The sequence below is a fragment of the Mycobacterium sp. 1245801.1 genome (assembly GCF_001673055.1).
Taxonomy (GTDB): Bacteria; Actinomycetota; Actinomycetes; order Mycobacteriales; family Mycobacteriaceae; genus Mycobacterium; species Mycobacterium europaeum_A.
Window position 1 is genome coordinate 1 of record NZ_LZKY01000073.1, and the last position, 5,598, is coordinate 5,598.

Annotated in this window: 7 protein-coding genes; all 7 read right to left on the reverse strand. The window is 66.5% G+C overall.

Annotation, left to right across the window (positions count from 1 at the left end; all coding sequences use genetic code 11):
- A partial coding sequence (locus tag A5622_RS04450; protein WP_066876955.1) for a decaprenylphospho-beta-D-erythro-pentofuranosid-2-ulose 2-reductase occupies positions 1–688 on the reverse strand: 688 nt, incomplete at its 3' end.
- Positions 689–2,080, reverse strand: a complete 1,392-nt coding sequence (locus tag A5622_RS04455) for an FAD-binding oxidoreductase (protein WP_066876956.1) — start codon at positions 2,078–2,080, stop codon at positions 689–691.
- Between the two features lie 32 nt (positions 2,081–2,112).
- Positions 2,113–2,478 (reverse strand): GtrA family protein, encoded by a 366-nt coding sequence (locus A5622_RS04460; RefSeq protein ID WP_156748758.1) that lies wholly within the window; start codon positions 2,476–2,478, stop codon positions 2,113–2,115.
- 111 nt (positions 2,479–2,589) lie between these two features.
- Positions 2,590–3,069, reverse strand: a complete 480-nt coding sequence (locus A5622_RS04465; RefSeq protein WP_066873046.1) for a GreA/GreB family elongation factor — start codon at positions 3,067–3,069, stop codon at positions 2,590–2,592.
- A 105-nt stretch (positions 3,070–3,174) separates the two neighbouring features.
- On the reverse strand, positions 3,175–4,053 hold the full coding sequence (locus A5622_RS04470; protein WP_066876957.1) for a TauD/TfdA family dioxygenase: 879 nt from the start codon (positions 4,051–4,053) through the stop codon (positions 3,175–3,177).
- Positions 4,054–4,152: 99 nt separating this feature from the next.
- Positions 4,153–4,983 (reverse strand): ABC transporter permease, encoded by an 831-nt coding sequence (locus A5622_RS04475; protein ID WP_066873040.1) that lies wholly within the window; start codon positions 4,981–4,983, stop codon positions 4,153–4,155.
- Positions 4,980–5,598 (reverse strand): glycosyltransferase family 2 protein (locus tag A5622_RS04480; RefSeq protein ID WP_197505077.1); only part of this gene is annotated, 619 nt, incomplete at its 5' end. The genes A5622_RS04475 and A5622_RS04480, both read right to left, overlap by 4 nt.

Here is a 5,598-nt window from a genome sequence, read left to right on the forward strand (position 1 = left end):
CCAAAACCAATTCCTTACCTTTGGCGGCCGCAGTCACCGCGAGGTTGGCGACGTATTCCTTATCGACGGTGAGCGGGGCTTCCTTGACGTGCGCGCTCATCCGGGTACGCACCTGGCCGGGCCGGATCACCAGCACGCGAACCCCGTACTCACGCAACGCCTCTCCGAGCCCCAAATAGAATCCGTCCAACCCGGCCTTGGTGGAGCCGTAGACGAAGTTGGACCGCCGCACCCGCTCACCGGCGGCCGAGCTCATCGCGATGATCTGCCCGAAGCCCTGGGCGCGCATTTTCTCACCGAGCAGCACGCCCACCGAAACCGCTGCAGTGTAGTTGATTTCGGCGGCCAGCACCGCTTTCTGCTGGTTCTGCCACAACTCCTCGGCGTCACCGAGAATGCCGAAGGCGACGATCGCGACGTCTATATCTCCGTTGGCGAAGGCCGCCTCGATCATCTTCGGGTGGGTGTCGGGGTCGGTGGCCTCGAAGTCGATCAGCTCGACCGAGCGCGCACCGGCGGCCTTCATCTGGGCCACCGCGGCGTCCCGGGCCGGATCATTGGGCATGGCGGCCAAGGCAATTCGCGCGTGCGCGTTCTGCAGGTAGCGTTCGCAGATGGCCAGGCCGATCTCGGAGGTACCGCCGAGCAGCAGGATGGTCTGCGGATTACCTACGGCATCGAGCACCATTTACAGCAGCTCCAAACGTCGGGCCATGTCGGAGGCGAAGACCCGCAGGGGGTCGGCCTTGCGGCGTATCGCGATCCATTCGTCGATGCGCGGATACATGGCGTGGAAGGTTTCTGCGCTCACCCGGGAATCCTTGGCGGTGTATACCCTTCCGCCGAATTCCAGGACGCGCCGGTCGAGTTCGTTGAGGAACTCATTGATCCCCGGCTTGTTGGGGAAGTCCATGGCGACGTTCCAGCCGGCCATCGGGAAACTCAGCGGCGCGCGGTTGCCCGGGCCGAAGAGCTTGAACACGTTGAGCGCCGAGTAGTGCCCGCTGGTCTGGATCCAGCGGATGATGGCCTTGAATTCGTCCATCGCGTCCGGCGGAACCAGGAATTGGTGTTGGGCGAAACCCCTTGGGCCGTAAGCATTATTCCAGCCGCTGACCAGATCGAGCATGTGGTAGAACTGCGACAGGTTCTGGATCTTGCCGCTGTAGGTTCCGCCCAGCCGGTAATACACCTCGCCGATCGCCATGAACGACAGCTTGTTCATGGCGCTGACGGGAAACACGTCCGGCACCGTCAACAGCTGCGGCGCATCGAATTTCAGCGGGTTCTTGGCCAGCTTCTTGGGTAGCTGGTCCAGCTTGGCCAGGCTGCCCCGGCTGACCGCGGCGCGGCCCAGCTTCGGTGGCGGGCTGATCAGGTCGAACCAGGCGCTGGAGTAGGTGTAGTTGGCTTCGCTGCCGTCGAGGTGAACGGCGACCGTCTCGTCGAGGTCCTTGGTGGCGATGCCGTCGGCGATGAAATACGCCGTCTCCGTCGGAGTCATGGCGATGGTGGCGCGCAGCACGATCCCGGTCAGGCCGTTGCCTCCGACGGTCGCCCAGAACAGGTCCGCGTCCTCGCCGTCGGGGGTGATGGCGCGGACGGTGCCGTCGGCCATGAGCAGGTCCATCGAGCGGACGTGGTTACCGAAGCTGCCCGCGCTGTGGTGGTTCTTGCCGTGGATGTCGCAGGCGATCGCGCCGCCGACGGTGACCTGACGGGTTCCCGGCAGCACCGGGACCCAGAGCCCGAACGGCAGCGCGGCCTTCATCAACTGGTCCAGGCTGACCCCGGCGTCGACGTCGACCAGCCGGGTGTCGGCGCTGATCGAGTGGATGCGGTTGAGCCCGGTCATGTCGATCACCAGGCCGCCGCCGTTTTGGGCGTTGTCGCCGTAGGAGCGGCCCAGGCCGCGGGCGATCACGCCCCGGCCCTTGGGATCGTCCGAGTCGGCCACCCGGGCCACGGCCTTCGCGATCACCTCGGGATCGCGGGTGGAGAGCACCTGGGCCACCGACGGCGCGGTGCGCCCGAAGCCCATCAACTGGGCGGGCTTGGTCACGGGATCGGTGCTCGACATCGTCAAAGAGGGTACCGCCTGCCGATGGCGGCTCAGCGGATGCGGAAGATTACGGCCCGCTGCACCACGAAGTTGATCACCGTCGCGGTGCCCTGGGCGATCACGAATGCGACCAGCGGCGCCCACCCCCGGTAGTGCAGCAACGCCAGGCACAGGTGGTTGAGCCCGACCTGGACCGCGAACGTGACGGCGTAGAGAACCATGACGGCGACGAACCGGGCGGTACTGGGGTTCGCCTGGAAGGTCCAGCGGCGGTTGATCAGGTAGGCGGTGATGGTGCCGACGATGAAGCTGGTGGCCTTGGAAAGGTCGACCTGGACGCCCAGGACCTTCCACAGCAGCAGGTAGAGCCCGAAGTCCACGATTCCCGCCAGGCCACCGGTGACGACGAACCGGATGACCTGCGTCGTGAGGGGCAAGCCCGGGCGCACGTCCTCGGACGCGGAATCGGGCAGCGGGGCAACCATCGAGGGGAGTCTACGGGGCCGCCGGGCTTTTCCCGGCGAGCGTCAGCGGGGCAGCTTGACCGAGATCAACTCGACCTGGTTCTCGCCCTGCGGCGTCGAATAGGTGACCGTGTCGCCGGGTTTGCGGCCGGCCAGGGCCTGGGCCAGCGGACTGCGCGCGGTCAACGTCTCGCCCTCCCCGCCGACGGGAGTCTCCTCGACGATGGAGATCACCTGCATCGTGACCACTTCACCGTCGGCGAACCGCAGCGTCACCTCGGTGCCGCCGGGCAGCGTCTCCGACGCGTCGGTGTCCGACGGCCCGGCCCGTAGGCGCCGGTCCAATTCGGAGATCCGGTCGGTGAGCACCACCAGTTCCTCCGCGCGCTGGATCGCCTCGGCCGCGTCACCGTGGTCGCCCACCATCCCGCGGTCGTTCTTGACCTCGGCCTCGAGGCGCTCGCGCCGTTGCCGTAGCCGGTCCAGCTCCGCTTCGAGGTTGTTCCGCGCGGCGTCCGCTGCCGATGGGACCTTTTTGCTCACGTCGGTGGACCTTTCGACCGGTTGCTCAGGTGGCGTTTCAGTGTGACACCACGACGGGGCCCCCGCCACCACCTAGAACGGCGGCGTGGCCGTCGAAGTGGCATGTCACCGGCGCCTCGGCGGACGCATCGCGTCGAGCCCATCCCCGGCCGTCGCCGCAACCGTGCTCCGCACCATGTGGCGCGGCTCGCGCGCCGGCCACGGGCGGCCGCGGTGCATGATCGCGCGGTTGTCCCACATCACCACGTCGCCCTTGCGCCACGCGTGCAAGTAGCTCGTTCCGGGGGCGGTCGCCGCCTGAGTCAGCTCGAAAAGCAAGTCCTGGGCCGCTGTACGCTCCATGCCCTCGATCGCGAAAGTGTGCGAGGCCATGTACAACGCCTTGCGGCCGTTAACTGGATTCGTCCAGACGAGACGCCAACACTGCGGCGGCAGCGCCGCCCGTTCAACGGGACCGACAAGGTCCGGCGCGATCTTGGCGCGCGAAAAGGCGTACTCGTGCCAGGCGAAGGAGTTCTCCAGCTGCCGTTGCAGCGCCGGATCGAGGCGGTCGAACGCAAGCCGCGTCGAGACGTACTCGGTCTCGCCTCCCCGTGCAGGAACGATGCGCGACGACAGCACCGAAGCCAGCGCCGGCACCCGCTTGAACGAACTGTCGGTGTGCCACAGCTGGTTCGCCTTGTTTTCGAGAGCAAGCCGGTGATCCTCGGGCACCACGTTGCCCTCTTCGTCGAGGGTCTTGAGCACCACGAGGTTGCTGCCGGCGCCCACCGACCCCGGCTTGGTAACCTCGAGCGGGCCGAACCGGCGCGACAAGGCAAGTTGCGCTTCATCGGTGACGTCCTGGTCACGAAGGACCAGAACCGAATGCTCCTCGAACGCCGCGCGCACCACCGCGTATACGGCGTCGTCGGAAGCAATCTCGTGGATCGTCACTCCACGCAATTCGGCGGCAAAGCCCGGGCCCAACGGGACGATGTCCATCGCGCGCCCTCCATCGTTCATCTGAGCACGAATGTCCACCCAAAAAGGGTCCCCGGCAACCCAGCCAGCATGGGAGTTCGAGCGACAGCACCCCAGCGGCTACACCCAGTACGGCACCCGGGCGCGATATTGGCGCATCGCGAACGCGGCCAGCAGCCAGCCGACGGCGGTCAGCACCAGCACCACGGCCCAGTGCCGCAGTTCCTGATGCGAGCCCAGCAGCGGGGCGCGCACGATGTCGAGGTAGTGCAGCAGGGGGTTGAGTTCGACGATCTTCGACCAGCGCCCGGCGCCCTGCTGCCGCAGGGTGTCGTCGTTCCAGATGATCGGCGTCATGAAGAACAGCAGCTGCACGATCGAAAACAGCAACGGGCCGATGTCGCGGTAGCGGGTGGCCAGGATGCCGAAACACAGCGACACCCAGATGCAGTTCAGCACGATCAGCGCCAGCGCGGGGAGCACCGAAAGGTCGGCCCACGACCAGGGTTTGGGGAAGATCATCGCGATGACGACGTAGATGACGATGTTGTGCGCGAACAGGATCATCTGCCGCCACACCAGCCGGTAGACGTGCACGCTCAGCGGCGTGGGCAACTGCTTGATCAGACCCTCGTTGGCGACGAAGACGTCGGCGCCTTCCAGGATGGCGGCGTTGATCAGGTTCCAGATGATCAGCCCCAGCGTGACGTACGGCAGATGCACCGACAGCTCGAGATGAAACAGCTTGGAGTACAAGCCGCCCATCGCGACGGCGGTGGTACCGGTCGCGATGGTGATCCAGAACGGCCCCAGCACCGAACGCCGGTAGCGCTGCTTGATGTCCTGCCAGCCCAGGTGCAACCACAGCTCATGACGGCGGAAGCCGTCGACGAGATCGCTGCGGGCGCGGGTAAAGGTGCGCGACTGTGCCGCCGCGTCAACGAAAGTCACTGCGTTCCTTCCGGTTTCCCGAACCGCTCGCGACGCCCCAAGCGCCGCAACCGGATCCACTCGGCCAGTCCCCGCGGGTCTTGACGGCTCACCAGGAAGAACCAGCCGAACCGGACCCACTCCTGCACCACCAGCTTGCGCAGGCCGGGCTGCGCCAGCAGGTAGCCGCGGTTGCGGTAGGTGTAAAACCGCTTGGTGGGGTTGTCGGGATATTGGGTGTGCATCCGGCCGCCCAGGATCGGCCGGAACTCATCGGATCCGCAGGGATGCAGGTAGACGGTGTCCAGGCAGGTCCCGAACGGCAGGCCGGATCGCACCAGCCGGCGGTGCAGTTCCACCTCGTCGCCGCGGATGAACAGCCGCAGATCCGGGACACCGACGGCGTCCAGGGTGGCGGCCCGAAACAACGCGCCGTTGAACAGCGACGCGATCCCGGGCAGCAGGTCCTGGCCCGCCTCGGTGCGTAATTCGCTTGTGCGCCTGCGCCATACCAGGCCGCGACGCAACGGGAACGCCAGCCGCTCCGGGTCGGCCATGTTGCACACCATCGGCGACACCTCGGCCAGGCCGTACTTCTCGGCACACGCCAGCAGGGTGGCCAGCACGCCCGAATCC

What these genes read in the sequence shown, in the direction of transcription:
- A5622_RS04470 (WP_066876957.1), bottom strand. Translation starts at nt 4,053, where the DNA reads ATGGACATCGTCCCGTTGGGCCCGGGCTTTGCCGCCGAATTGCGTGGA.
- A5622_RS04455 (WP_066876956.1), bottom strand. Translation starts at nt 2,080, where the DNA reads ATGTCGAGCACCGATCCCGTGACCAAGCCCGCCCAGTTGATGGGCTTC.